The sequence below is a fragment of the Neobacillus sp. C211 genome (genome assembly GCF_051842875.1).
GTDB lineage: Bacteria > Bacillota > Bacilli > Bacillales > Cytobacillaceae > Neobacillus.
Genome location: NZ_JBPXRO010000087.1, coordinates 1 through 1,506 on the forward strand (window position 1 = coordinate 1; position 1,506 = coordinate 1,506).

Below are 1,506 nucleotides of genomic sequence, written 5' to 3' on the forward strand. Positions count from 1 at the left end.
CTTACTATTATTGTGAAATAATCTACTTAAAGTAACTGGTGCGATTGTTCAACAAGAACAGTCGCTTATTCTGCTAACGGAGCAGGCTAGTTAAACAAGGAACGAGTTACCAATGCATAAGTTCGGATATTTTGAGATAGTCAAAAGGCATCATGACTTTGAAGGTAAGAGGTAAAAGATGAAGAAATATATTTCGTTAAACTTAATTTTGTTTATTGTATTTTTGGCAGGAACTATACTTACGATATTTATAATATATAAGGATATTGATACTTCGCTTTCTCTTAAATTTATTATAGGATATGTAATTTATCTTCTTCTATATGGTTTGTTATCCATCTCTTTAGTTATTGCGAATACAAGGAAGTTAAATTGGATTCAAATAAGAAAAAGGCTTTTTACGTTTATTATTTGGTTTATTCCTTTAAGTGTTGGACACTTTCTTATTGATTATTTTTTTAGTCGTTCGGAAATGGATGTTTGGAATTTAGGTATTCCTTTTGGTGTATCATTTGGATTGGCTTTTTCTGATTTAATGTCTTGGAAAAAGAAAGATTAAATGCCTTTCTGTTATTGCTCTAACGGGTGCTTATGTTTAACAAGTGTTGGTTATGATTTTTAGGAGGAACAAAAATGAATGACATAAAAGCTAGCCATTATATAAACGTTAGACATATTGCTGGTGCACAGGATGATTATAGAATTAGCGTCGATTTTGACGGAAATATTGTTTTATTAACAGAACAGAAAGTACAAGGAAGGTACTTGCATAAGGTATTTCATGTTGTAAATGGAAAAATAAATAAAATAGAACTCCCTTCGGTATTGGAAGCATTTGATTTTGTTCAACCTCTTGAGGAGAATTGGTTATTGGTTAGTGCAAGAACCGACAAGGAAGAGGGGTATTTAAGGAACGGTACCTTATTTGATGTTCACGGAAATGTGTTAAAAACGTTCGGATGCAATTCAAGATGTGCAAACGACAAAGGATTCTGATATATGGGTAAGTTATTTCAATGAAAATATGGATTCAGGTTTAAGATGTTATGATAATGAAGGAGTCCAAACATTTGATTACGTCGATTTTGTCATTCAAACAGGGAGAAAAGTTCCATTCATAAGCGATTGTTATGCTTTAAATGTCACTTCTAAAGACACAAATATTTATTATTATTCTGATTTTCCACTTGTTACATTAAATAAGACGGGTTATAAGATTATTCGTAATGTTCCTATCAAAGGAAGTCATGCATTTGCTATCTTAAATGATCTAGTTATGTTTAGTCATGGTTATGACCATAGGGCAGTGATATACTTGTATTCTTTAAGGGACAAGAGAAGAAAGAAATTTCAAACGGTAAATCAGATTGGAGAAGAACTGAAATATGATTATGCTGTTGGCAGAGGGAGCAAATTGTTCTTAGTTAAGGATGATGATGTTTACTTAATAGATATGGAAAATGAAAAGATTGTGAAAGAATGTACTTAAAGTAACGTAAGCAGGTT

Annotated in this window: 3 protein-coding genes; all 3 read left to right on the forward strand. The window is 31.6% G+C overall.

From position 1 onward, the window contains the following. Positions 1–178 precede the first annotated feature (178 nt). The 3 genes from ACSU6B_RS29100 to ACSU6B_RS29110 all read left to right on the forward strand — a co-directional run bounded on the left by ACSU6B_RS29100 (position 179) and on the right by ACSU6B_RS29110 (position 1,489). Positions 179–559, forward strand: coding sequence for a hypothetical protein (locus ACSU6B_RS29100; RefSeq protein ID WP_410889946.1), 381 nt, complete (start codon positions 179–181; stop codon positions 557–559). A 74-nt stretch (positions 560–633) separates the two neighbouring features. Beyond that, entirely contained in the window at positions 634–996 is a 363-nt protein-coding gene (locus tag ACSU6B_RS29105) for a hypothetical protein (RefSeq protein ID WP_410889948.1), read from the forward strand. Further along, complete coding sequence (locus tag ACSU6B_RS29110; protein ID WP_410889949.1) at positions 974–1,489, forward strand: hypothetical protein; 516 nt, start codon at positions 974–976, stop codon at positions 1,487–1,489. Before ACSU6B_RS29105 ends, ACSU6B_RS29110 begins: the two co-directional genes overlap by 23 nt. Positions 1,490–1,506 lie beyond the last annotated feature (17 nt).

Excerpts from the sequence above, each read along its gene's own strand:
- ACSU6B_RS29100 (WP_410889946.1), top strand. The coding sequence starts at position 179 with ATGAAGAAATATATTTCGTTAAACTTAATTTTGTTTATTGTATTTTTG.
- ACSU6B_RS29105 (WP_410889948.1), top strand. The coding sequence starts at position 634 with ATGAATGACATAAAAGCTAGCCATTATATAAACGTTAGACATATTGCT.